Below are 23,145 nucleotides of genomic sequence, written 5' to 3'. Positions count from 1 at the left end.
GAAACAGGACCGGCGCTGTCAGTGGCTCCCCCTAGTCTGTGAAGCACGGGGGCTCCGCTCCTGTCATTTCACTCAAGAAAGGTGCGGACCGGCGTGGCCGACCGTCTCATCGTCCGTGGCGCGCGTGAGCACAACCTGAAGAACGTCTCGCTCGACCTCCCACGCGACTCGCTCATCGTCTTCACGGGCCTGTCGGGGTCGGGCAAGTCCTCGCTCGCCTTCGACACGATCTTCGCCGAGGGGCAGCGCCGGTACGTCGAGTCGCTCTCCTCCTATGCCCGGCAGTTCCTCGGGCAGATGGACAAGCCGGATGTCGACTTCATCGAGGGGCTGTCCCCGGCGGTCTCCATCGACCAGAAGTCGACCTCGCGCAACCCGCGCTCGACGGTGGGCACCATCACCGAGGTCTACGACTACCTGCGACTGCTCTTCGCGCGCATCGGCAAGCCGCACTGCCCGGAGTGCCGCCGCCCGATCTCCCGTCAGTCGCCGCAGGCGATCGTCGACCGGGTGCTGGAGCTGCCGGAGGGCAGTCGCTTCCAGGTGCTCTCACCGCTGGTGCGTGAGCGCAAGGGCGAGTTCGTCGACCTCTTCGCCGATCTCCAGACCAAGGGCTACAGCCGCGCGCGGGTCGACGGCGAGACCGTCCAGCTTTCCAACCCGCCCATCCTGAAGAAGCAGGAGAAGCACACCATCGAGGTGGTCGTCGACCGCCTCACGGTGAAGGGCAGCGCCAAGCGTCGGCTCACCGACTCCGTGGAGACCGCCCTGGGCCTCTCCGGTGGCATGGTCGTGCTCGACTTCGTCGACCTCCCCGAGGACGATCCCGAGCGCGAGCGGATGTACTCGGAGCACCTGTACTGCCCGTACGACGACCTGTCCTTCGAGGAACTGGAGCCCCGCTCCTTCTCCTTCAACTCGCCCTTCGGTGCCTGCCCCGACTGCACCGGCATCGGTACGCGCATGGAGGTCGACCCCGAGCTGATCGTCCCCGACGAGGACAAGTCGCTCGACGAGGGCGCCATCCACCCCTGGTCGCACGGCCACACCAAGGACTACTTCGGCCGTCTCATCGGTGCCCTGGCCGACGCGTTGGGATTCCGGACCGACATCCCCTTCGCCGGCCTCCCGCAGCGCGCCAAGAAGGCCCTCCTCCACGGCCACAAGACGCAGATCGAGGTCCGCTACCGCAACCGGTACGGGCGCGAGCGTGTGTACACCACGGCCTTCGAGGGCGCCGTCCCCTTCGTGAAGCGGCGGCACAGCGAGGCCGAGAGCGACGCCAGCCGCGAGCGCTTCGAGGGCTATATGCGCGAGGTGCCCTGCCCCACCTGTCAGGGCACGCGTCTGAAGCCGATCGTCCTCGCGGTCACGATCATGGAGAAGTCGATCGCCGAGGTCTCCGCCATGTCCATCAGCGACTGCGCGGAGTTCCTGGGCGAGTTGAAGCTCAACGCCCGCGACAAGAAGATCGCCGAGCGGGTGCTGAAGGAGGTCAACGAACGGCTGCGCTTCCTGGTCGACGTCGGCCTGGACTACCTGTCGCTCAACCGCGCGGCCGGCACGCTCTCCGGCGGCGAGGCCCAGCGCATCCGCCTGGCCACCCAGATCGGCTCCGGACTCGTCGGCGTCCTCTATGTGCTGGACGAGCCCTCCATCGGTCTGCACCAGCGGGACAACCACCGGCTCATCGAGACCCTGGTCCGGCTGCGCGACATGGGCAACACGCTCATCGTCGTCGAGCACGACGAGGACACCATCAAGACCGCCGACTGGATCGTCGACATCGGCCCCGGCGCCGGTGAACACGGCGGCAAGGTCGTGCACAGCGGCTCCCTGAAGGAGCTGCTCACCAACGACGAGTCGCAGACCGGGCAGTATCTGTCGGGCAAGAAGGCCATCCCGGTGCCGGACATCCGGCGTCCCCTGGACCCGTCCCGGCAGCTCACCGTGCACGGCGCCCGGGAGAACAACCTCCAGGACATCGACGTGTCCTTCCCGCTCGGCGTCTTCACGGCCGTCACGGGCGTGTCCGGCTCCGGCAAGTCGACGCTGGTCAACGACATCCTGTACACGCACCTGGCCCGCGAACTGAACGGCGCCCGGAACGTGCCTGGGCGCCACACGCGCGTGGACGGCGACGACCTCGTCGACAAGGTCGTGCACGTCGACCAGTCGCCGATCGGCCGCACCCCGCGGTCCAACCCGGCGACGTACACCGGCGTCTTCGACCACGTCCGCAAACTGTTCGCCGAGACCACCGAGGCGAAGGTCCGCGGCTATCTGCCCGGTCGCTTCTCCTTCAACGTCAAGGGTGGCCGCTGCGAGAACTGCGCGGGCGACGGCACCATCAAGATCGAGATGAACTTCCTCCCGGACGTCTACGTCCCGTGCGAGGTCTGCCACGGGGCCCGGTACAACCGGGAGACCCTGGAGGTCCACTACAAGGGCAAGTCCATCGCCGATGTGCTGAACATGCCGATCGAGGAGGCGACCGACTTCTTCGAGGCCGTCCCCGCGATCGCCCGCCACCTCAACACGCTGAAGGACGTCGGTCTCGGCTACGTCCGCCTCGGCCAGTCCGCGACCACGCTGTCCGGCGGTGAGGCACAGCGCGTCAAGCTCGCCAGCGAACTGCAGCGGCGGTCCACCGGACGCACGGTCTACGTGCTGGACGAGCCGACCACGGGCCTCCACTTCGAGGACATCAGCAAGCTCCTGAAGGTCCTCTCCGGCCTGGTTGACAAGGGCAACACGGTCATCGTCATCGAGCACAACCTCGATGTCATCAAGACCGCCGACTGGATCGTCGACATGGGCCCCGAGGGCGGCGCCGGCGGTGGTCTCGTCATCGCGGAGGGCACACCCGAGCAGGTCGCCGGGGTTCCGGCCAGCCACACCGGCAAGTTCCTGCGCGAGATCCTTGAGCCGGCGAAGATCAGCGATGCCGCGCGTTCGCCGAAGCCACCGGCGAAGAAGGCCGGCAGCCGACGGAAGGCCGCAAGCAAGCAATAGCGACAGCAGCGCGTGAAAGTAAGGTGCCCCGCGGGAACTCCCCGCGGGGCGCCGCTCGTTCCACCATCAGCCGCCCTGGCCCTGCAGCAGCCGCAGTCGTAGAGGCCCGAGTGATCAGGCTCCCTGGCCCTGGGGTTCCGGCTCAGTCGCGAGGCGTTCCGGCGCCGGCGCGCGCCGCGCAGCGGGGACGGCCGACGGCCTAGAGCTCACCCACCTCCGCCGCGTACGGCGGCTCCGCGCCCGCGCGGGAGCAGGTGATGGCGGCGGCGCGGGCGGCGAAGCGGAGTAGGCGGGTCCAGTCGTCGGAGGTCAGGGCGGCGAGCGTGGTGGGGGAGAGGGCGTTGCGGGTGGCGAGACCGTGGAGGAGGGCCGCGTTGACGGTGTCGCCGGCGCCGATGGTGTCGACGACGTCGATCCTCTCGCCCGGTACCGAGTACTCGGCGCCGTCGCGGGTGTGGGCGGTCAGGCCGTCGCCGCCATGGGTGATCACCACGGCCGAAGGGCCGGAGGCCAGCCACTGGTCCGGGGTGCCGCCGAGCCAGTCCGCGTCCTCCTCGGAGAGCTTGAGCAGGGACACCGAGGGCAGCCAGCTCTTGAAGCGGGCCCGGTAGGCGTCCGCGTCGGGGATCAGCCCCGGCCGGATGTTCGGGTCGAGGGCGGTGAACACGCCCTGTGCGGCGGCGCTGTGCATCAGCTTCTCGTACGCGCTCGCCCCCGGCTCCAGCACGAGCGAGCAGGTGCCGAAGGACACCGCCCGGGTGCCGTCGGGGAGGCGGTCGGGGGCCTCGAACAGGCGGTCGGCGCTGCCCTCGACGTAGAAGGAGTACCGGGCCGAACCGCCCTCGCCGATCGAGGCCACGGCGAGAGTCGTCGGCTCGGGGCCGCGCTGCACGGAGGTCACGTCGACGCCCGCCTCGCGCAGCCCGTCCAGGAGGGCCTCGCCGTAGACGTCGTACGACACCCGGGAGCAGAAGGCGGTGGGGGAACCGAGGCGGCCGAGGGCGACCGCGGTGTTGTAGGGGCCGCCACCACGGGCCGGCCGCAGATCCACGAGCGCGCCCGCACCCTGGGGGACCAGATCGATCAGGGCTTCACCGGCGACGACGATCACGCCACGGATCCTTTCTCGGGGCACTCGGCAGACTCTGGGCCGGAAGGTACCGCAAACGTTTGCGCAGCGCGATCGCCGGTCTCTGCCGGGCGGGCCCTCACGACCGGCCCATCAACGCCGTGCGCCGTGTGCCGTGTGCTGCGCGCTGCGCGCCGACCCGGCCCCCGTCATCGCCGAGTCCGCCCACACAGCGCTCAGTTCCCGCCGGCCCACCGCCTGGTTCCCGGACATGCGCCGTCCGTCGCCGCGCCCGCGTCCCCTCACTCCCGCCCGGGTCTCCTCACTCCCGGCCGCTGCCGCTCATCGCCCGTCGCCGCGCCCCCGCCCGCTCACTCCCAGTCCCACCCGATCCCCACGATCCCCGTCCGTACCCGGGGCTCGACGAAGTGGACCGAGCGGTGCTGGGTGCTCAGGGCGAGGGATTGGCGGCCGCTGCGAGGGGCCGCCGGCGAGTGCTGGCTGAAGCGGTGGCAGCGCACCGGCAGGGCGCGCTCGTCGAAGCGGATCTGGAGGGCGTACTGTCCGCCGGCGGAGCGGAAGCCGCGGACGTACTCGGTGCAGACCCCGGCCGTACCGTCGTCGAACCCATAGCGGAAGAGGAACGTATCACCGCTGCGCAGCCGGGTGTCGAAGAGGAGCTCGGCGACGAGGACCCCGGTGTCGTGGTCCCAGCGCACCCGCCCGCGGCGGCAGTTCTCCAGGGCGCGGACGGCCATGCGCTCGGGTGTGCAGCCGGGGTCGCCGTGGTGGACGGCGACATAGCGGTCCACGCCGTCCTTGTGGGCGCGGACGATGTGCTGGGACTCGCGGCCGAGCAGTTCCCGGCAGGCGCCGACCCGGACCCGCTCGTGATGGCCGACCGTGTGCACGCCCCCGTCCGGCGACACCTCCAGTTCGTCGAGGAGCCGTTCCAGGACGCCGGAGGCCTCCACGACCGCGCGGTAGGAGCGGCCGACGGGGCGCTCCGGGCCGGAGAGTCCGTCGGCCTGGACGAGCAGACGGATCAGCGACTCGTCCGGGAGTTGGAGGATCTCCTCCAGGGCACGTACCGCGCGCAGCGACTCGGGGCGCTGGGGGCGCCTGGCGCCCTGCTGCCAGTAACTGAGGCTGGTGACACCGACCTTGACCCCATGGCGCGACAGATGGTGCTGCACACGCTGCAGCGGCAGTCCGCGCGCGGCGATCGCGGCGCGCAGCGCGACGTGGAAGGGGCCGCCTTTCAGGACCGACTCCAACTCCGCCATGGCGCCGTCCGCGGCATCCGGGATGTCCAAGGCGTCAGGGACGTCCGGGACGTCGGTGACCGCCGCGCCGTCCGCGTGCTCTGGGGCTGGGGCGTGCCGCATGCAGGGGCCTTTCTGTGAGGAGGCGCGAGGGCTGGTCGGACCGCGCGGAGGGCCGATCGGGGAGCACCCGGTGGACGCGCGGTGTTCTGGCGACCACATGTCTTTACATCCGTACGACAGCGTTCCGGTCCCCGAGTTCCCCCGCATTGAAGCGTGTTGACCAGATCCCGACAACACCTGATGTGCGACATGGCCGGTCATCACCGTCAGAACCCTCGATGCGCCGGGGGCCGGGGATCGGGCCCCAGCAGGTCTCGCAGAGCCTGTCCGGAGAGCTTCGATTTGTGGAGAAAACCCCTGGCAGGACTGGCCGCGACGAGTTCCTGGATGTCGTCCAACGAGTGCGTCGACGTGAGGATGATGATGATGGAGGAAGCGGTGCGTGCGAGTCGTGGCGCGAGTTCCAGCCCGCTCTCGCCGTTGAGATCGATGTCCAACAGGACGACGTCCGGGGCCAGTTCCACGGCTCGCGCGAGCGCCTCCGCACCAGTGGAGGCCACACCGACGACACGGATCCCGTCGCGCTCCAGAAGCGTGCGGGCGGCCTCCAGGAAACGGGCACTGTCATCGACGATCAGACAGCGCATGGACATGCCGTCAGCCTCCCAACGTGCTCGGGGACGCACATCCCGGCTAGCCGGAAAGTGTCGTCCCGGCCGGATTCCCGTTAGCCGGAATGTGCTGAAGTCCTTTACCGGATCGATCCGTTCGCACTCACGCAGGGAATCGAACGCGCCACGAGGAGTAGCATGTCGCTGCCCTGGGGCCCAGGGCGTTCGTTCGAGTGGGGGTGCGTGATGAGGGCGCCGCACAGAGACGTCGGCGCGCGTCGGATCCGTCGCGCCCTGCTGTCCGGAATGTCGACTGCCGTCTTACTGCTGGCGGGATGCAGCGGCGGCGACGGGGAGGACCGGCGGGGCGAGGGCGACAAGGCGGCGGGCGACACCACCTGCGACGGCCGGATCGACGGCACCGCTCACATCACGCTGTGGTTCCATGCCGGACAGAGCGGCGAGTTGAGCACCCTGCGCAGCCAGGTCAAGGAGTTCAACAAGGCCCAGCGGCAGGTGCGGGTCGAACTGGTCACCCTGCCCGAACAGCGTCCGTACACCGAACTCGTCCTGTCCGCGGCGGCCAGCGGCGACCTGCCGGACCTGCTCGACTTCGACGGCCCGAACCTCTACAGCTACGCCTGGTCCGGCAAGCTCAAGCCGATCGACTCCTGCGTGCCCGAGACGGTCCGCGACGATCTGCTCCCCTCGATCCGCCGGCAGGGCACGTACGACGGACGGCTGTGGGGCGTCGGCACCTTCGACTCCGGGCTCGGCCTGTACGTACGGCCCTCGGTGCTCAAGGCGGCGGGCGTCCGCGTCCCGAAGGGCATCGAGGACGCCTGGACCGCCGACGAGCTGACGGGGATCCTGCGCACGCTGCGCGCGGAGGGCTACGAGGCGCCGCTGGACCTCAACTTCGTCGACTCCGCGCGCCCCGACGAGTGGAACACCTACGCCTTCGCCCCGGCGGTCTGGTCCGCGGGCGGCGACCTCATCGACCCCGAGAAGTTCAGTACCGCCGACGGGTTCCTCAACAGCCCGCAGTCCGTCGACGCGCTCACCACCCTGCGGGGCTGGGTGGAGGAGGGGTACGTCGACCGGGGCGAGGACAAGAGCGCGTTCGTGAAGGGCCGCAGCCCCATCTCCTGGATGGGGCACTGGAAGTACGGCGAGTTCAGTGCCGCGCACCCGGACGACGTGGCGATCGTGCCGCTGCCCGACTTCGGCACCGGCACCGTCACCGGGATGGGGTCCTGGCAGTGGGGCATCCCCTCGGGCGGCGCCGACGGCGACGCGGTGTGGCGCTTCCTGGAGTACCTGTTGCAGCCGGAGCAGGTGCTCAGGATGAGCGAGGCCAACGGCGCCATTCCGGCGACCGAGAGAGCGGTGAAGCTGTCGAAGCAGTACGACGAGAACGGTCACGAACGTTTGTTCATCGAGCAGTTGCGCAGCGGCGTCGCCCGGCCCCGGCCGCAGACCCCCGCCTACCCTGCGGTCACCCAGGCCTTCGCCCGCGCGGTCGCCGAGATCGTCTTCGCCGGCGCCCCCGCGCGCAAGACGCTGGACCGGGCCGTCGAGGACATCGACAAGGATCTGGCCGCCCACGACGGTTACCCACAGAGCAAGCCATGAGATTCGGCGTCGGGACGCGGGGGCGCGCTGCCGCGAGACCGAAGGCACCCGGCCGCCCCCTTCTCGCCGTAGTGCTCTGCACGGCGCTGCTCCTCGCCGGGTGCGACACGGACTCGGACGGTCACGACGGCGCCCGGCGGCGGGCCGACGCGACCTGCGACGGGCGGATCGACGGTGGCTCCACGCAGATCACCATGTGGTTCCACGCACCGGCCGCGCGGGGTGAACTGGATGCCGTGCGGGCACAGGTACGGGCCTTCAACGCCGCCCAGGACGAGGTGAAGGTCCGGCTCGTCAGTCTGCCCAAGGGCGACTACGACGACCTGGTCCGCGAGGCGGCGGCCGACGGCGAACTGCCCGACCTGCTCGACTTCGACGCCACGAACCTGTTCAGCCACGCCTGGGCGGGCGACCTCAGACCGATCGACTCCTGCGTCCCGGAGGCCCTGCGCGCGGATCTGCTCCCCTCGATCCTCGAACAGGGCACCTACCGGGGCAGGTTGTGGGGTCTCGGAACCTTTGACTCCGGACTCGGCCTCTACATACGGCCCTCGGTGCTCAAGAAGGCCGGTGTCCGCGTCCCGAAGGGCATCGGCGACGCCTGGACCGCCGACGAGTTCACCGGCATTCTGAAGAAACTGCGCTCATTGGGCTACGAGAGGCCGCTGGACCTCCAGCTGGCGTGGGCCGACACCGAGTGGGGAACGTACGGATTCGCCCCGGCGGTGTGGTCGGCGGGCGGTGATCTGGTCGAACGTTCCACCTATCGAACGGCCGACGGCGTGCTCAACGGGCCGCGGACGGTCGAGGCGCTGACGACGCTGCAGGGCTGGGCGAAGGCGGGATACGTGGACGCGGACAAGGACGCCGAGGCCTTTCAGAAAGGCAGGAGCCCCGTGTCCTGGACCGGCCACTGGTGGTACCGGCGCTACTCCGAGGCGTTCCCCGGCGACGTGGCGATCGTGCCGCTGCCCGACTTCGGCACGGGCACCGCCACGGGCATGGGCTCCTGGCAGTGGGGCGTCCCGGCGGGCGGCGCCGACGGCGACGCGGTGTGGCGGTTCCTGGCCTTCCTGCTGCGGTGCGACGAGATCCTGCGCATGACGGAGGCCAACGGCGCGATACCCGCCACCGGAACCGCCGTCGAACGCACCGGTATGTTCGCGGAGGACGGCCCCGCCCGGCTCTACATCGAACAGTTGCGCAGCGGAGTCGCCCGGCCCCGGCCGCAGACCCCCGCCTACCCGGCGATCAGCAAGGCCTTCGCCCACGCGTTCACCGAGATCATGCGCGGAGCCCCCGTGAAACCCGCCCTGGACGAGGCCGTGCGCGCCGTCGACAAGGACCTGGCCGACCACCGCTACTACCCGCCCACCGGTTCGTGAGGCCCGGCGATGCGCCGATCACCTTCACGAAACCGACCGGACGACCCGGGCCGGTCCCCTTCGAGCGGCCGTGCCCGTCAACGGGGGTTGGTTGCTTCCGGAGGGTGGGGCTGTTGATGGGGGTCGGTTGCTTTCGGATGGCCCGGCTGTCGACGGGGGTCGGTCGCTCTCGGACGGCTCGGCTGCCGAGTCGGGTCGGTCGCTTTCGGGTGGCCGTGCCACCGACGGGAGCCGGTCCCTTTCGGAGAGTCGTGCCACCGAGTCGGGCCGATTGCCTTCTGAATACCGCGCCACCGACCCAGGCCGATCAGCTTCCGAAAGCCGTGCCGCAGACCCCCGCGACTCGCCCTCGGAGAGACGCACCCCTGCCCTTCGCCGCTCACGCGCACTGGGTCGTGTCCCGGCCCCGCACGCCTTACCTTCGCAAAGCCGACCCCCGGCCCTCCGGCCCGCCCTCGCGCACCTCCGGCGGCGGGCCGCCGCCGGAGGTGCGGTGCCGTTCCTGTCCCGGCTGCGGGTCGGTCCCAAGCTGATGCTGCTCGTGCTGCTGCCGGTGACCGTTCTGCTGGCCTTCACGGCCCTCGCCGCCGTGACCCGGTGGGAGGAGGCGCGCAGGCTGGGGGACTTCGACACCGCGATCCGGGTGTCGTTCGCGACGAGTGAGGTCTCCGAAGCGGTCGCCCGGGAGCGGATCGCCGCGGTGCAGCACAGGTTGCGCCCCGCGACAGACACCGCGCGCGAGCGTGCCGCGGCCCAGCGGGCCACAGACGGCGCACTGCGGCGGGCCACCGAACGGGCCCTCGACCGGCCGGGGGCCGACATCGCCGGTGTCCTCGACTCCGTACGCCGGCAACTGCACGCGCTGCGCGTCGAGACGGGCACCGCCTCGCTGGACGCGCCGACCGTGGCCAGACGGTACGAGGCCATCGAGAACGTTCTCCTCGACACCATCGCCGGCCTGGAGTCCGGGCGGCCGACCAGGGCCGCGGGCCGGGCGGCCGACGCCCACATCGTGCTGCTGAGGGCCATCGCGGCCACTGAACGGGAGCGGGCCGAGCTCGCCATCCTGTTCGATGCCCCCGCCGGTGAACGCCCCACCGCCGCCGGCCGCTGGACCGAACTGGAGGAGGCCGAGCTGAGGGCATTCCGCCTGAATGCCTCCGACGAGCTGGAGACCGAGCTGGACAGCGCCGCTTTCCAGGCTCCCGGCCGCGCCGTCCGCAAGGTCCGCGACATGCTCGCCGACTCCGCCACCCGGCCCGCCGACTGGCCCTCGTACGACCGCTGGCTCGCTCAGTCCGGGGCCTATGTCGAGGATCTGCACGCCATCCAGCACCGGGCGGCGCGCGAACTCGCCGTCACCGCCGACCGCGACCTGCGCACCACACGGCGGCAGGCGTTCACCGACCTGGGCGTCTCGCTGACCGTCCTGTGCCTGGTCACCGTCCTGGCGCTGGCCCTGCGCCGCTCGATCACCCAGCCCCTCGGCCAGGTCGCCGAGGGCGCCCGGGCCCTGTCCGACGGCGACCTCTCGTACGACATCCGCTACGCCGGGCGTGACGAGCTCGGGGACGTCGCCGACACCTTCCGCGAGCTGCGGGTGACCACCGAACGGCTGGCCGAGCAGATCCGGGCCATGAACACGGCGATCGACGCGGGCCGGCTCGAACACCGGGCCGAGGTCGACGCCTTCCACGGCACCTGGGCCCAGCTGCTGGGCGGCATGAACGGCACCATGGCGTCGTTCGCCGCCGCCCACGGCCGGCGCAGGCGGGCCGAACAGGAACTGGAGGGCATCTTCAACCTCTCCCTCGACCTGCTGTGCATCAGCGGACTCGACGGCCACTTCAAGCGCGTCAACCCCGCCTTCGAACGCACTCTCGGATATTCGAGCGAGACGCTGACCTCCAGACCGCTCATGGACTTCGTCCGCGAGGAGGACCGGGACAGCACCGAGGAGGCCCTTGCGCGGCTCGCGGGCGGCGACGAGATCGCCGAGTTCGAGAACCGGTACGTCCGCGCGGACGGCACCGAGTGCTGGCTGCAGTGGAGCGCCCGGGCCGTCCGCGAGGAAGGGCTCATCTACGCCGCCGCCCGCGACGTCACCGAGAGCCGCCTGGCCGCCCTCGAACAGGCCGCGCTGCGCAGGGTCGCCACCGCCGTCGCGCGCGGGGTGCCGCCGTCCGAGGTGTTCGCCAAGGTGGCCGAGGAGGTGGGGGCCCTGCTGAGCACGGCCGCGGCCGTACTGCGCTACGAGCCCGACGGCGCCAACACGGTCCTGGGCATCGCGCGCGCCGAGGACGCGCGACTGGTGCGACGCGAGGCGGCGCGGCAGGTGATCCACGGGGTGGCTCGCACCCGGTCCGCGGCCCGGGCCGGCAGCGCCGTGGGCGCGCCGATCGTCGTCGAGGGCCGGCTGTGGGGCGTCGTCGTCGCCGCCTCGCCGCTCGACCCGCTCCCCGAGGGCACCGAGTCCCGGCTCGCCGACTTCACCGAACTGATCGCCACCGCCATCGCCAACGCCGACAGCCGCGACCAACTGAGAGCCTCACGCGCGCGTGTCGTCGCCGCCGGGGACGCCTCCCGGCGCCGTATCGAACGCGACCTGCACGACGGCGTCCAGCAGCGCCTGGTCTCGCTCCAACTGGAGCTGCGGATGACGGAGTCCCTGGTCGAGGACCGCTCATCCGCCCTCGCTCAGCAGCTGGCCCACCTCGGCAAGGGCCTCGACGACACCTTCCAGGACCTCCTCCAGGTGGCCCGTGGCATCCACCCCGCCATCCTCTCCAAGGGCGGCCTGGGCCCCGCCCTGCGCTCCCTCGCGCGCCGCTGCGCCGTACCCGTGGAACTCGACTTGAAGCTCTCCACGGCCCGCTTCCCGGAACAGGTCGAGGTGGCGGCGTACTACGTCACCTCCGAGTGCCTCACCAACGCCGTCAAGCACGCGCGCGCGAGCGTGGTGACCGTCGAGGGCCGGGACCACGAGGGCGTGCTGGAGCTCGTCGTCCGCGACGACGGGGACGGGGGAGCGGAGCCGGACAAGGGCTCGGGGCTGATCGGGCTCATCGACCGCGTGGAGGCCAGCGGCGGCCGGCTGACCGTCGTCAGCCCACCCGGCAGCGGTACGACGATCACCGTGCGACTGCCCGTGACACCGCCTCCGGGGCAGGTCGACGTCCTCGGACATGGATGACCGCCCGAAGCGTACGCGTTGGCGGCCCAAGCAAGGGGGGAGTTCTTGGACTCGGTGGCGAGCGTACGTCCCGGGCGGTCAGGTCGGACAGCGGAGACGGCCGTCCGGCCCGGTGGCGGGAGTTCCGCCGTGCCGGGCCAGTCGCGGATGCTCGGCCGACAGCCTTGCGGCCGATGACCTGCCACCCCTCGCCAGAGACGGCGGATCCATCTGCGACTGCACGGATTCGAGCATGACGCTCAAACGTTCCGGTGTCCTCCCGGCCCTCCCCCAACTAGGCTTCCGGCTAGCCGTAAGTCCCCAGTTCGGGCAGGCTGCTGGGAAGAACCGAACAGGTCGGGCAAGGGGGAAGGCCGAGACCATGGACGCCGATCAGCATCCAGAGCTCGGACGAGTGGTTCTCGCGGACGACGACGTGCTCCTGCGGGAGGGGCTGGCAAGCCTCTGCGAGCGCGTCGGCTACGAGGTGGTGGGCCAGGCCGGGGACGCCGACGGGCTCATGGACCTCGTCGAGGCGAAACACCCGGACATCGCGATCATCGACATCCGCATGCCGCCGACCCAGTCCACGGAGGGGCTGAAGGCGGCCCGTGAGATCCGGGAGCGCCATCCGGCCGTGGGGATCCTGGTCCTGTCGGCGTTCGTCGAGGTCGAGGACGCGCTGGAGCTGCTGGCCGGTGGCCGCAGCATCGGCTATCTGCTCAAGAGCCGGATCACCGTCGTGGACGAGTTCCTGGAGACCCTCGACCGGATCCGCCGGGGCGGGTCCGTGGTCGATCCGTCGCTGGTGCAGGAGCTGGTCGCCGCGCAGCGCCGGGACGATCCGCTGGCGATGCTGAGCAACCGCGAGCGGGAAGTCCTCGGCCTCATGGCCGAGGGTCGCTCCAACGCCGGGATCGGGAAGCGGCTGTGGGTCACCGAAGGGACCGTGGAGAAGCATGTGCGCAGCATTCTGGGGAAGCTGCGGTTGCCGGAGGAGCCGGACGATCATCGGCGGGTGCTTGCCGTGCTGACGTTTTTGGAGACGCGCTGAGTTCGGGCACCTGAGAGCCCGGTCGTGGCTGCCGTCCGGCGACCGCGGGCTCTGTGTGGCTGGTCGCGCCCACGCGGCATACGGCCCCGCGCCCCTTCCGGGCGCGGGCCCTCGCTGTGTCAGTGGCCGCCAGTAGGGTGTGTTGCATGGCCGACCCCTCCAGCTATCGCCCCAGTCCGGGGCAGATCCCGGACTCTCCCGGGGTGTACAAGTTCCGCGACGAGCACCGTCGGGTGATCTACGTCGGGAAGGCGAAGAGCCTGCGCCAGCGCCTGGCGAACTACTTCCAGGACCTGGCGGGCCTCCACCCGCGCACCCGCACGATGGTCACCACGGCCGTCTCCGTGGAGTGGACCGTGGTGTCCACGGAGGTCGAGGCGCTGCAGCTGGAGTACTCCTGGATCAAGGAGTTCGACCCCCGGTTCAACGTCAAGTACCGCGACGACAAGAGCTACCCGTACCTCGCCGTCACCCTGAACGAGCAGTACCCGCGCGTGCAGGTGATGCGCGGTCACAAGAAGAAGGGCGTCAGGTACTTCGGCCCGTACGCGCACGCGTGGGCGATCCGCGACACCGTGGACCTGCTGCTGCGCGTCTTCCCCGTCCGCACCTGCTCGGCCGGCGTCTTCAAGAACGCGACCCGCACCGGACGGCCCTGTCTGCTCGGCTACATCGGCAAGTGCTCGGCCCCCTGCGTCGAGCGGATCTCCGCCGAGGAGCACCGCGAGCTGGCCGAGGAGTTCAGCGACTTCATGGCCGGCCGCACCGGCACATACATCCGTCGTCTGGAGAAGCAGATGATGGACGCGGCCGAGGAGATGGAGTACGAGCGGGCCGCCCGGCTGCGCGACGACATCGAGGCCCTGAAGAAGGCCATGGAGAAGAACGCGGTCGTGCTCGCCGACGCGACCGACGCCGACCTGATCGCCGTCGCCGAGGACGAGCTGGAGGCGGCCGTCCAGATCTTCCACGTACGCGGCGGGCGGGTGCGCGGCCAGCGCGGCTGGGTCACCGACAAGGTCGAGGCCGTCACCACCGGTGATCTCGTCGAACACGCGCTCCAGCAGCTCTACGGCGAGGAGACCGGCGACTCGGTGCCCAAGGAGGTCCTGGTCCCGGCGCTGCCCGACCCCGTCGAGCCCGTCCAGGAGTGGCTCACCGGGCGCCGCGGCTCCAATGTCTCCCTGCGCGTTCCGCAGCGGGGCGACAAGAAGGCCCTCATGGAGACCGTGCAGCGCAACGCCCAGCAGTCGCTCGCCCTGCACAAGACCAAGCGCGCCTCCGACCTCACCACCCGCTCCCGGGCCCTGGAGGAGATCGCCGACGCCCTCGCCCTGGACAGCGCCCCGCTCAGGATCGAGTGCTACGACATCTCCCACCTCCAGGGCGACGACGTGGTGGCCTCCATGGTCGTGTTCGAGGACGGGCTGGCCCGCAAGAGCGAGTACCGCCGCTTCCAGATCAAGGGCTTCGAGGGGCAGGACGACGTCCGCTCGATGCACGAGGTCATCACCCGCCGCTTCAGGCGCTACCTCGCCGAGAAGGAGAAGACCGGCGAGTGGATGGACGACGGCACCGACACCGCGGGGAACGGCACCGACACCACGAGGAACGGCTCCGATGCCTCCGGCAGCGGCTCCGACCTCACCGCGAGCGGGTCCGGCGACTCCGGGGACGGTCTCGGCGGCCCCATGAACGGTCTCGGCGGCCCCACCAGCGGTCTCGCCGGTTCGGCCAACGCCCTCAAGGACGACGACGGCCGCCCCAAGCGCTTCGCCTACCCGCCCCAGCTGGTCGTGGTCGACGGCGGTCAGCCGCAGGTCGCCGCCGCCCAGCGGGCGCTCGACGAGCTGGGCATCGACGACATCGCGGTGTGCGGGCTCGCCAAGCGGCTGGAGGAGGTCTGGGTGCCCGGCGAGGACGACCCGGTGGTGCTGCCCCGCACCAGCGAGGGCCTGTATCTGCTCCAGCGGGTCCGCGACGAGGCGCACCGCTTCGCCATCACCTACCAGCGCACCAAACGGGCCAAGCGCTTCCGGTCGAGCCCCCTGGACGACGTACCGGGGCTCGGCGACACCCGTAAGCAGGCGCTGCTCAAGCACTTCGGTTCGCTGAAGAAGCTGCGTTCCGCGACCCTCGACCAGATCTGCGAGGTCCCCGGCATAGGCCGCAAGACGGCCGAGACGATCGCCGCGGCCCTCGCCCAGGCGGCCTCGGCCGCACCCGCCGTGAACACGGCCACTGGGGAGATCATGGAGGAGGAGGAACCCGGAACGACGGCGGACCCCTCTGGGGAGCCCGTGGCCGCGGGCGCCCCGGACCGGCGATCGGGACAGGAGACATGACCGAGCACGACGAGCGCCCAGAACCTCCGGAGCGCTTCGAGCGTCCGGAAGAAGAGCACGACGAGCACACAGCACAGCGCGGGGAAGCGCACAGCGCCGCGGGCGACCATGCCTCGCAGCACCCAGCGCCACAGGAAGACGGAGCACACGTGAGTACGGGCATCGAAACAGCCGGGGTCCCCGAGACGGCCATCCCCGAGCTGGTCATCATCTCCGGCATGTCCGGCGCCGGACGGTCCACGGCCGCCAAGTGTCTGGAGGACCTCGGCTGGTTCGTCGTCGACAACCTGCCACCCGCGCTGATCCCCACCATGGTGGAGCTGGGCGCCCGCTCCCAGGGCAACGTGGCGCGGATCGCGGTCGTCGTCGACGTCCGCGGCCGGCGCTTCTTCGACAACCTGCGCGACTCCCTCGCCGACCTGGAGACGAAGAACGTCACCCGGCGGATCGTCTTCCTGGAGTCCTCCGACGACGCCCTGGTGCGCCGCTTCGAGTCGGTGCGCCGCCCGCACCCCCTCCAGGGCGACGGCCGCATCGTCGACGGCATCGCCGCCGAGCGGGAGCTGCTGCGCGAGCTGCGCGGCGACGCCGACCTGGTGATCGACACCTCCAGCCTGAACGTGCACGAGCTGCGCGCCAAGATGGACGCCCAGTTCGCCGGCGAGGAGGAGCCCGAGCTGCGGGCCACCGTCATGTCCTTCGGCTTCAAGTACGGCCTCCCGGTCGACGCCGACCTGGTCGTGGACATGCGCTTCCTGCCCAACCCGCACTGGGTCCCGGAGCTGCGCCCGTACACCGGCCTCAACGAGGAGGTCTCCGCGTACGTCTTCAACCAGCCCGGCGCCAAGGAGTTCCTCGACCGCTACTCCGAGCTGCTCCAGATGATCGCCGCCGGGTACCGCCGCGAGGGCAAGCGGTATGTGACCATCGCGGTCGGCTGCACCGGCGGCAAGCACCGCTCGGTCGCCACCGCCGAGAAGCTGGCCGCCCGTCTGTCCTCCCAGGGCGTCGAGACCGTGGTCGTGCACCGGGACATGGGGCGCGAGTGACCGGACGTGCTGCCCTGCGGCTGAGCAGGCTGCGCCGGGTCACCCCCGAGGCCCGCGCGGGCAGGCCCGCCGAGGCGCGGGGGGCGAGGCCCCGCCGCCGGGGCGCCCAGCCCAAGGTCGTCGCGCTCGGCGGCGGCATGGGCCTGTCCGCCTCGCTCGCCGCCCTGCGCCGGATCACCGGCGACCTCACCGCCGTCGTCACCGTGGCCGACGACGGCGGCTCCAGCGGACGCCTGAGGGACGAGCTGGGTGTCCTGCCGCCCGGTGATCTGCGCAAGGCGCTGGCCGCGCTGTGCGGCGACGACGACTGGGGTCAGACCTGGGCCCGTGTCATCCAGCACCGCTTCCAGTCCAAGGGCGACCTGCACGAGCACGCGGTCGGGAACCTGCTGATCGTCGCCCTCTGGGAGCAGCTCGGCGACCACGTCCAGGCCCTCGACCTGGTCGGCAGGCTCCTGGGCGCCCAGGGCCGCGTCCTGCCCATGTCCGCCGTACCCCTGGAGCTGCAGGCCCTGGTCAAGGGCCACGACCCGGAGCGTCCGGACGAGATCGAGACCGTACGGGGACAGGCGACCGTCGCGCTCACCCCCGGCGAGGTGCAGTCCGTGCATCTCGTACCGCATGATCCGCCCGCCGTGCCCGAGGCCGTCGAGGCGGTCCTGGACGCGGACTGGGTGGTCCTCGGTCCCGGCTCCTGGTTCTCGTCGGTGATCCCGCACCTGCTCGTGCCCGAGCTGCTGGACGCCCTCACCGAGACCAAGGCCAGACTCGTGCTGTCCCTGAACCTCGCCCCGCAGCCGGGAGAAACCGATGGCTTCTCCCCGCAGCGTCATTTGGAGGTTTTGGCACGACACGCCCCTAAACTCGCCCTGGACGTGGTGCTGGCCGACAAGGCCGCCGTGCCCGACCGCGAATCCCTGACCGACGCCGCCGAACGGTTCGGCGCCGCGGTCGAGCTGGCGCCGGTGGCCCGGACCGATGGATCTCCGCGGCACGATCCGGAGCTGTTGGCCGCCGCGTACGACCGTATTTTTCGGATGCATGGAAGGATCGGCCCATGGCGATGACGGCAGCGGTGAAGGACGAGATCTCCCGGCTACCCGTCACCCGGACCTGCTGCAGAAAGGCGGAGGTCTCGGCGATCCTGCGGTTCGCGGGCGGGCTGCACCTGGTGAGCGGTCGCATCGTGATCGAGGCGGAGCTGGACACGGCGATGGCGGCGCGTCGGCTCAAGCGGGACATCCTGGAGATCTTCGGTCATAGCTCCGAACTGATCGTGATGGCACCCGGCGGACTGCGCCGCGGCTCGCGCTATGTCGTGCGCGTGGTCGCGGGCGGCGACCAGCTGGCCCGCCAGACCGGTCTGGTGGACGGCCGGGGCCGCCCCATCCGGGGCCTGCCCCCGCAGGTCGTCTCCGGGGCCACCTGTGACGCCGAGGCCGCCTGGCGCGGCGCCTTCCTGGCACACGGCTCCCTCACCGAGCCCGGCCGCTCGTCCTCCCTGGAGGTGACCTGCCCGGGCCCGGAGGCCGCGCTCGCGCTGGTCGGCGCGGCCCGCCGGCTGTCGATCGCCGCGAAGGCCCGCGAGGTACGGGGCGTGGACCGGGTGGTCGTCCGCGACGGCGACGCGATCGGCGCGCTGCTGACCCGGCTCGGCGCCCATGAGTCCGTGCTGGCCTGGGAGGAGCGGCGGATGCGCCGCGAGGTCCGCGCCACCGCGAACCGGCTCGCCAACTTCGACGACGCCAACCTGCGCCGCTCGGCCCGCGCCGCCGTCGCCGCCGGTGCCCGCGTGGGCCGCGCCCTGGAGATCCTCGGCGACGACGTCCCCGAGCACCTCGCCGCCGCCGGCCGGCTGCGCATGGAGCACAAGCAGGCCTCCCTGGAGGAGCTGGGCGCGCTCGCCGACCCGCCGCTCACCAAGGACGCCGTCGCGGGCCGTATCCGCCGACTGCTGGCCATGGCGGACAAGCGCGCGCAGGACCTCGGCATCCCGGGGACCGAGGCCAGCCTCACCGAGGAGATGGCCGATAACCTCGCCGGGTGACGCCCTGTCATCCTCCACCCCGGACGGACCAACTCGCCGGTGCCGACGCTTAGTTGTAGTGATCGGCACCGGCGTTCCGCTTGCGGCGTGAAATCCTTGTGTGGCCTGTGTGACCCCCTTGACTTGACTCAGAACTGACATGAGCCTGGCGTGGGTTCGCCACTGTGGCGGACCACGCCAAGGGGGGTTCATGAGACGAAGAGCCAGATCGATCCTCGCCGCGGGCGCGCTTCTGCTGGGCGGCGGTGCGGGCTTCGCGCCACTCGCCCAGGCGGCCGAGAACGACGGTTCCACGGAGACGGAAGAAGTCAAGGTCTTCCGCGCCGAGGTGACGAAGCAGCAGGTTCCGCTGCTGCTCGCGGCCGGCCAGGACGGCCATGAACTCAGCGAGCAGGCGCCGAAGAAGGGCACCGCCTCGGTCGAGGTCTACCTCACCGACAAGCAGGCGGCGGCCCTGGAGGACAAGGGCGTCGAGCTCAAGGAGCACAAGCTCACCCGCAAGGCCGAGGCCCGGGTGGCCGCCGCCGGCGACGGCGTCTACCGCCCGTACAGCGGCGCCGGCAACATCAAGGAGGAGATCATCCGGACGGGCCAGGAGAACCCGTCCCTGACCAAGGTGGTCTCCATCGGCAAGACCCTCCAGGGGCAGGACATCCTCGCGCTCAAACTGACCAAGAACGCGAAGAAGACCAAGGACGGCGTCAAGCCCTCCGTCCTGTACCTGTCCAACCAGCACGCGCGCGAGTGGATCACGCCGGAGATGACCCGGCGCCTGATGCACTACTACCTGGACAACTACAAGACGGACAAGCGGATCAAGAAGATCGTCGACACCACCGAGCTGTGGTTCGTGATCACCGCCAACCCGGACGGCTACGACTTCACGCACCAGGCGGACGCCAACCGCCAGTGGCGCAAGAACCTGCGGGACGTCAACGGCGACGGCGCCATCACCGTCGGCGACGGCGTCGACCTCAACCGCAACTTCGCCTACAAGTGGGGCTACGACAACGAGGGTTCGTCCCCCTACCCCACCAGCGAGACCTATCGCGGCGCCGGCCCCGACTCGGAGCCCGAGACAAAGGCCCTGGACGCCTTCGAGCGGCGCATCGGCTTCGAGTACGGCATCAACTACCACTCCGCCGCCGAACTGATCCTCTACGGAGTCGGCTGGCAGGTGGCCACGCCCACCCCGGACGACGTGCTCTACAAGGCGCTGGCCGGAACACCGGAGAACCCCGCGATCCCCGGCTACCACCCCCAGCTCTCCTCCGAGCTGTACACCACCAACGGTGAGGCGGACGGCCACGCGGCCAACGTCAACGGCACGGCGATGTTCACCCCGGAGATGTCGACCTGCCAGACGGCGTCGAACATCGACCCGGACGACGCCTGGAAGCCCGAGGACTGCGCCTCCGTCTTCACGTTCCCGGACGACGAGAAGCTGATCCAGCAGGAGTTCCAGAAGAACATCCCGTTCGCGCTCTCCGTCGCCGAGACCGCGGCCAGGCCCGACCAGCCCAAGTCCTCGGTCGGCCTCGACGCCCCCGACTTCACCCCGGCCGGCTTCACCACGTCGTACTCGCGCGGCGCCGACCAGGAGATCTCCGTCGTCGTACGCAAGTCCGTGCGCGACAAGGAGATGAAGTACCGCGTCAACGGCGGCCGTACCCACGACCGGACGCTCAAGGCCTGGAAGGGCGGTGAGACGTTCGGCGGTGAGGACAACCTCTACTTCGACGAGTACCGGGCCAAGGTGCGAGGCGGCGAGCCCGGCGACAAGGTCGAGGTCTGGTTCACCGGCAGGACGAAGGGCGGCAAGCCCACTCGCAGCGAGCGCTTCACGTACACCATCGCCGAACGCCCCAAGGCCGACACGCTCGTCGTCGCCGAGGAGGGCGCGGCCCAGACCCAGGCCCAGGCGTATGTGAACGCGCTGAAGGCCAACGGCAAGAAGGCGCTCGTCTGGGACGTCGCGACCCAGGGCGCACCCGACGCGCTCGGCGTACTGAAGCACTTCAAGCAGGTCGTTCACTACACGGGCGCCGTGCGCCCGGGCGTGGCCACCCAGGTGGAACTGCGCGCCTACCTCAACGAGGGCGGCAAGCTGATCGAGGCGGGCGAGAGCGCCGGCGGCTCCGTCGACCTCGGCGGCGGCACCCTGTCGAACGACTTCAGTCAGTACTACCTGGGCGCCTACAGCCGTACGTCCCTGCCGAACGTCACCGCCTTCGCGGGCAGCGGCAAGCTGGCGGGCGTCACCGGTGCCCTCGGTGCCGCGCCGGGCAACCCGCTGGACACCGCCGGATCCTTCGGCCTCACCTCGGACGCCCTGCCCACGGAGACGTTCCCGCAGTTCGCGAGCGCCGGGGCGGGCCAGTACCCGGGGACCACCAACCCGTACGGCCCGTACGCGGGCGCGTCCATGGCGGCCGTCACGCACTCCGACTACGCCTGGAACCGTCTCACCCGCACCATCGACCTCACCTCGGTGAGCGCCGCCGACAAGCCCACCCTGCGCACCCAGCTCCTGTGGAGCACCGAGGAGGGCTACGACCACGCGGTCCTGGAGGCGCACACGGCCGGGGCGGACGACTGGACGACGCTGCCGGAGGCCGGCGGCGCCACCTCCACCGCCGTGCCCGTCGAGTGCGAGGCCGGGTACTTCATCAAGGCCCACCCGGCCCTGAAGCGGTATCTGACCCTGGGCTCCGGCGGGTGCACGCCCACCGGTACCAGCGGCTCCTGGAACAGCTTCACCGGGGCCTCCGACGGCTGGCAGCAGGTCGAGTTCGACCTGTCCGCCTACGCCGGCAAGACGGTCGAGGTGTCGCTCAGCTACATCACCGACCCCGGTAGCGGCGGTCGCGGCCTCCTCGCCGACAACGCCACGGTCGTCATCGGCGGCACGGCCGGTGCCGTCGAGGGCTTCGAGACCTCCCTCGGCGCCTGGAGTACCCCGGGCCCGCCCGCGGGCAGCCCGGCGGTCGTCAACGAGTGGGGTCTGTCCGGTGAGCTGTTCAAGACGTACGGAGCGGTCACCACGAAGGACACCGTGCTGCTGGGCTTCGGCCTGGAGCAGGTGACCCTGGCGGCCGACCGAACGGCACTGATCGGCAAGGCGCTGGCGGCCCTGAAGAACTGAGCGCCGGCTGCTCCGATCAGCTGACAAGAGGCCTCCCCGAACGTCTGGAATCAGATGATCGGACGGCCGCTCAAAAGGTAATCACCTTGCAAAACCAGGGCGGTCCGTACCCCTACCGGCGGGTACGGACAACACCGGCATGTATAGGGCATCTCGATGTCACTGGACGGGCCCCGGGGAGGTAGGGTCGTAGGCGGTCGGGGACATCCCATACAGCTCGCCGGCACTGAGCCGGCGTACCAACGAGGAGATCGGTTCGTGACGATCCGCGTAGGCATCAACGGCTTTGGCCGCATCGGTCGTAACTACTTCCGCGCGCTGCTGGAGCAGGGTGCAGACATCGAGATCGTGGCTGTCAACGACCTGGGTGACACCGCGACCACCGCTCACCTGCTGAAGTACGACACCATCCTGGGTCGCCTCAAGGCCGAGGTGTCGCACACCGCCGACACGATCACCGTCGACGGCCACACCATCAAGGTCCTGTCCGAGCGCAACCCCGCCGACATCCCGTGGGGCGAGCTGGGCGTCGACATCGTCATCGAGTCCACCGGCATCTTCACGAAGAAGGCCGACGCCGAGAAGCACATCGCCGGCGGCGCCAAGAAGGTCCTCATCTCGGCTCCGGCCTCCGACGAGGACATCACCATCGTGATGGGCGTCAACCAGGACAAGTACGATCCGGCCAACCACCACGTCATCTCCAACGCCTCCTGCACCACCAACTGTGTGGCGCCGATGGCCAAGGTCCTCGACGAGGAGTTCGGCATCGTCAAGGGTCTGATGACGACCGTCCACGCGTACACCAACGACCAGCGCATCCTGGACTTCCCGCACAAGGACCTGCGCCGCGCCCGCGCCGCCGCGGAGAACATCATCCCGACGTCCACGGGTGCCGCGAAGGCCACCGCCCTCGTCCTGCCGCAGCTCAAGGGCAAGCTGGACGGCATCGCCATGCGCGTCCCGGTCCCCACCGGCTCGGTCACCGACCTGGTCCTGGAGCTGGACCGCGAGGTCACCAAGGACGAGATCAACAACGCCTTCCAGAAGGCCGCCGAGGGTCAGCTGAAGGGCATCCTGGAGTACACCGCCGACCCGATCGTGTCCTCGGACATCGTCAACTGGCCGGCCTCCTGCACCTTCGACTCCTCCCTGACCATGGCCCAGGGCAAGCAGGTCAAGGTCGTCGGCTGGTACGACAACGAGTGGGGCTACTCCAACCGCCTCGTCGACCTCACGGTCTTCGTCGGCAACCAGCTCTGATCGACAGAGCAGGCACTTGATGTGAAG

The 23,145-nt window shown here is 70.4% G+C and carries 14 protein-coding genes; 11 read left to right on the top strand and 3 right to left on the bottom strand.

Annotation, left to right across the window (positions count from 1 at the left end; translation table 11 throughout):
• The first annotated feature begins 93 nt into the window (after nucleotides 1-93).
• Nucleotides 94-3,015, top strand: coding sequence for an excinuclease ABC subunit UvrA (gene uvrA, locus STRIP9103_RS31940; RefSeq protein WP_009327410.1), 2,922 nt, complete (start codon nucleotides 94-96; stop codon nucleotides 3,013-3,015).
• Between the two features lie 199 nt (nucleotides 3,016-3,214).
• On the opposite strand, the gene STRIP9103_RS31935 is transcribed toward uvrA, so the two are convergent.
• The 3 genes from STRIP9103_RS31935 to STRIP9103_RS31925 all read right to left on the bottom strand — a co-directional run bounded on the left by STRIP9103_RS31935 (nucleotide 3,215) and on the right by STRIP9103_RS31925 (nucleotide 6,065).
• Nucleotides 3,215-4,126, bottom strand: coding sequence for a carbohydrate kinase family protein (locus tag STRIP9103_RS31935; RefSeq protein ID WP_009327370.1), 912 nt, complete (start codon nucleotides 4,124-4,126; stop codon nucleotides 3,215-3,217).
• Between the two features lie 329 nt (nucleotides 4,127-4,455).
• The gene (locus STRIP9103_RS31930) at nucleotides 4,456-5,472 is read right to left on the bottom strand and encodes a hypothetical protein (protein WP_009327377.1); all 1,017 of its coding nucleotides are present in this window, start codon (nucleotides 5,470-5,472) and stop codon (nucleotides 4,456-4,458) included.
• A 206-nt stretch (nucleotides 5,473-5,678) separates the two neighbouring features.
• Nucleotides 5,679-6,065 carry a response regulator gene (locus tag STRIP9103_RS31925; RefSeq protein WP_009327414.1) on the bottom strand — a complete coding sequence of 129 codons (387 nt, stop codon included), beginning with the start codon at nucleotides 6,063-6,065 and terminating at the stop codon, nucleotides 5,679-5,681.
• A gap of 264 nt (nucleotides 6,066-6,329) precedes the next feature.
• On the opposite strand from STRIP9103_RS31925, the gene STRIP9103_RS31920 reads away from it, so the two are divergent.
• From STRIP9103_RS31920 to gap, 10 genes are all read left to right on the top strand, one after another.
• Complete coding sequence (locus STRIP9103_RS31920) at nucleotides 6,330-7,658, top strand: ABC transporter substrate-binding protein (protein ID WP_234022355.1); 1,329 nt, start codon at nucleotides 6,330-6,332, stop codon at nucleotides 7,656-7,658.
• The gene (locus STRIP9103_RS31915) at nucleotides 7,655-9,043 is read left to right on the top strand and encodes an ABC transporter substrate-binding protein (protein WP_078614121.1); all 1,389 of its coding nucleotides are present in this window, start codon (nucleotides 7,655-7,657) and stop codon (nucleotides 9,041-9,043) included. Before STRIP9103_RS31920 ends, STRIP9103_RS31915 begins: the two co-directional genes overlap by 4 nt.
• A 532-nt stretch (nucleotides 9,044-9,575) precedes the next feature.
• On the top strand, nucleotides 9,576-12,236 hold the full coding sequence (locus tag STRIP9103_RS31910) for a PAS domain S-box protein (protein WP_086019340.1): 2,661 nt from the start codon (nucleotides 9,576-9,578) through the stop codon (nucleotides 12,234-12,236).
• Between the two features lie 361 nt (nucleotides 12,237-12,597).
• Nucleotides 12,598-13,269: a response regulator transcription factor gene (locus STRIP9103_RS31905; protein WP_009327423.1), complete on the top strand. Its 672-nt coding sequence runs from the start codon at nucleotides 12,598-12,600 to the stop codon at nucleotides 13,267-13,269.
• A 146-nt stretch (nucleotides 13,270-13,415) separates the two neighbouring features.
• Nucleotides 13,416-15,614, top strand: coding sequence for an excinuclease ABC subunit UvrC (gene uvrC / locus STRIP9103_RS31900; protein WP_063747340.1), 2,199 nt, complete (start codon nucleotides 13,416-13,418; stop codon nucleotides 15,612-15,614).
• Nucleotides 15,611-16,663, top strand: coding sequence for an RNase adapter RapZ (gene rapZ / locus STRIP9103_RS31895; protein ID WP_009327366.1), 1,053 nt, complete (start codon nucleotides 15,611-15,613; stop codon nucleotides 16,661-16,663). The genes uvrC and rapZ overlap by 4 nt, the downstream gene beginning before the upstream one ends.
• Entirely contained in the window at nucleotides 16,660-17,730 is a 1,071-nt protein-coding gene (locus tag STRIP9103_RS31890) for a gluconeogenesis factor YvcK family protein (RefSeq protein ID WP_009327399.1), read from the top strand. Before rapZ ends, STRIP9103_RS31890 begins: the two co-directional genes overlap by 4 nt.
• Nucleotides 17,721-18,710 (top strand): DNA-binding protein WhiA, encoded by a 990-nt coding sequence (gene whiA / locus STRIP9103_RS31885; RefSeq protein ID WP_009327362.1) that lies wholly within the window; start codon nucleotides 17,721-17,723, stop codon nucleotides 18,708-18,710. The genes STRIP9103_RS31890 and whiA overlap by 10 nt, the downstream gene beginning before the upstream one ends.
• Nucleotides 18,711-18,900: 190 nt before the next feature.
• Complete coding sequence (locus STRIP9103_RS31880) at nucleotides 18,901-21,855, top strand: M14 family metallopeptidase (RefSeq protein ID WP_009327404.1); 2,955 nt, start codon at nucleotides 18,901-18,903, stop codon at nucleotides 21,853-21,855.
• Nucleotides 21,856-22,113: 258 nt separating this feature from the next.
• Complete coding sequence (gap, locus tag STRIP9103_RS31875) at nucleotides 22,114-23,118, top strand: type I glyceraldehyde-3-phosphate dehydrogenase (protein ID WP_009327363.1); 1,005 nt, start codon at nucleotides 22,114-22,116, stop codon at nucleotides 23,116-23,118.
• Nucleotides 23,119-23,145: the final 27 nt, after the last annotated feature.

Source organism: Streptomyces ipomoeae 91-03 (assembly GCF_000317595.1).
GTDB classification, from domain to species: Bacteria; Actinomycetota; Actinomycetes; order Streptomycetales; family Streptomycetaceae; genus Streptomyces; species Streptomyces ipomoeae.
Note: the sequence above shows the minus strand (reverse complement) of the source record. Positions and strands in the feature narration are given on the sequence as shown.

What these genes read in the sequence shown, in the direction of transcription:
- STRIP9103_RS31925 (WP_009327414.1), bottom strand. Translation starts at nt 6,065, where the DNA reads ATGTCCATGCGCTGTCTGATCGTCGATGACAGTGCCCGTTTCCTGGAG.
- STRIP9103_RS31915 (WP_078614121.1), top strand. Translation starts at nt 7,655, where the DNA reads ATGAGATTCGGCGTCGGGACGCGGGGGCGCGCTGCCGCGAGACCGAAG.
- rapZ (WP_009327366.1), top strand. Translation starts at nt 15,611, where the DNA reads ATGACCGAGCACGACGAGCGCCCAGAACCTCCGGAGCGCTTCGAGCGT.
- STRIP9103_RS31930 (WP_009327377.1), bottom strand. Translation starts at nt 5,472, where the DNA reads ATGCGGCACGCCCCAGCCCCAGAGCACGCGGACGGCGCGGCGGTCACC.
- STRIP9103_RS31880 (WP_009327404.1), top strand. Translation starts at nt 18,901, where the DNA reads ATGAGACGAAGAGCCAGATCGATCCTCGCCGCGGGCGCGCTTCTGCTG.
- STRIP9103_RS31910 (WP_086019340.1), top strand. Translation starts at nt 9,576, where the DNA reads ATGCTGCTCGTGCTGCTGCCGGTGACCGTTCTGCTGGCCTTCACGGCC.
- STRIP9103_RS31920 (WP_234022355.1), top strand. Translation starts at nt 6,330, where the DNA reads ATGTCGACTGCCGTCTTACTGCTGGCGGGATGCAGCGGCGGCGACGGG.
- whiA (WP_009327362.1), top strand. Translation starts at nt 17,721, where the DNA reads ATGGCGATGACGGCAGCGGTGAAGGACGAGATCTCCCGGCTACCCGTC.
- STRIP9103_RS31905 (WP_009327423.1), top strand. Translation starts at nt 12,598, where the DNA reads ATGGACGCCGATCAGCATCCAGAGCTCGGACGAGTGGTTCTCGCGGAC.
- uvrC (WP_063747340.1), top strand. Translation starts at nt 13,416, where the DNA reads ATGGCCGACCCCTCCAGCTATCGCCCCAGTCCGGGGCAGATCCCGGAC.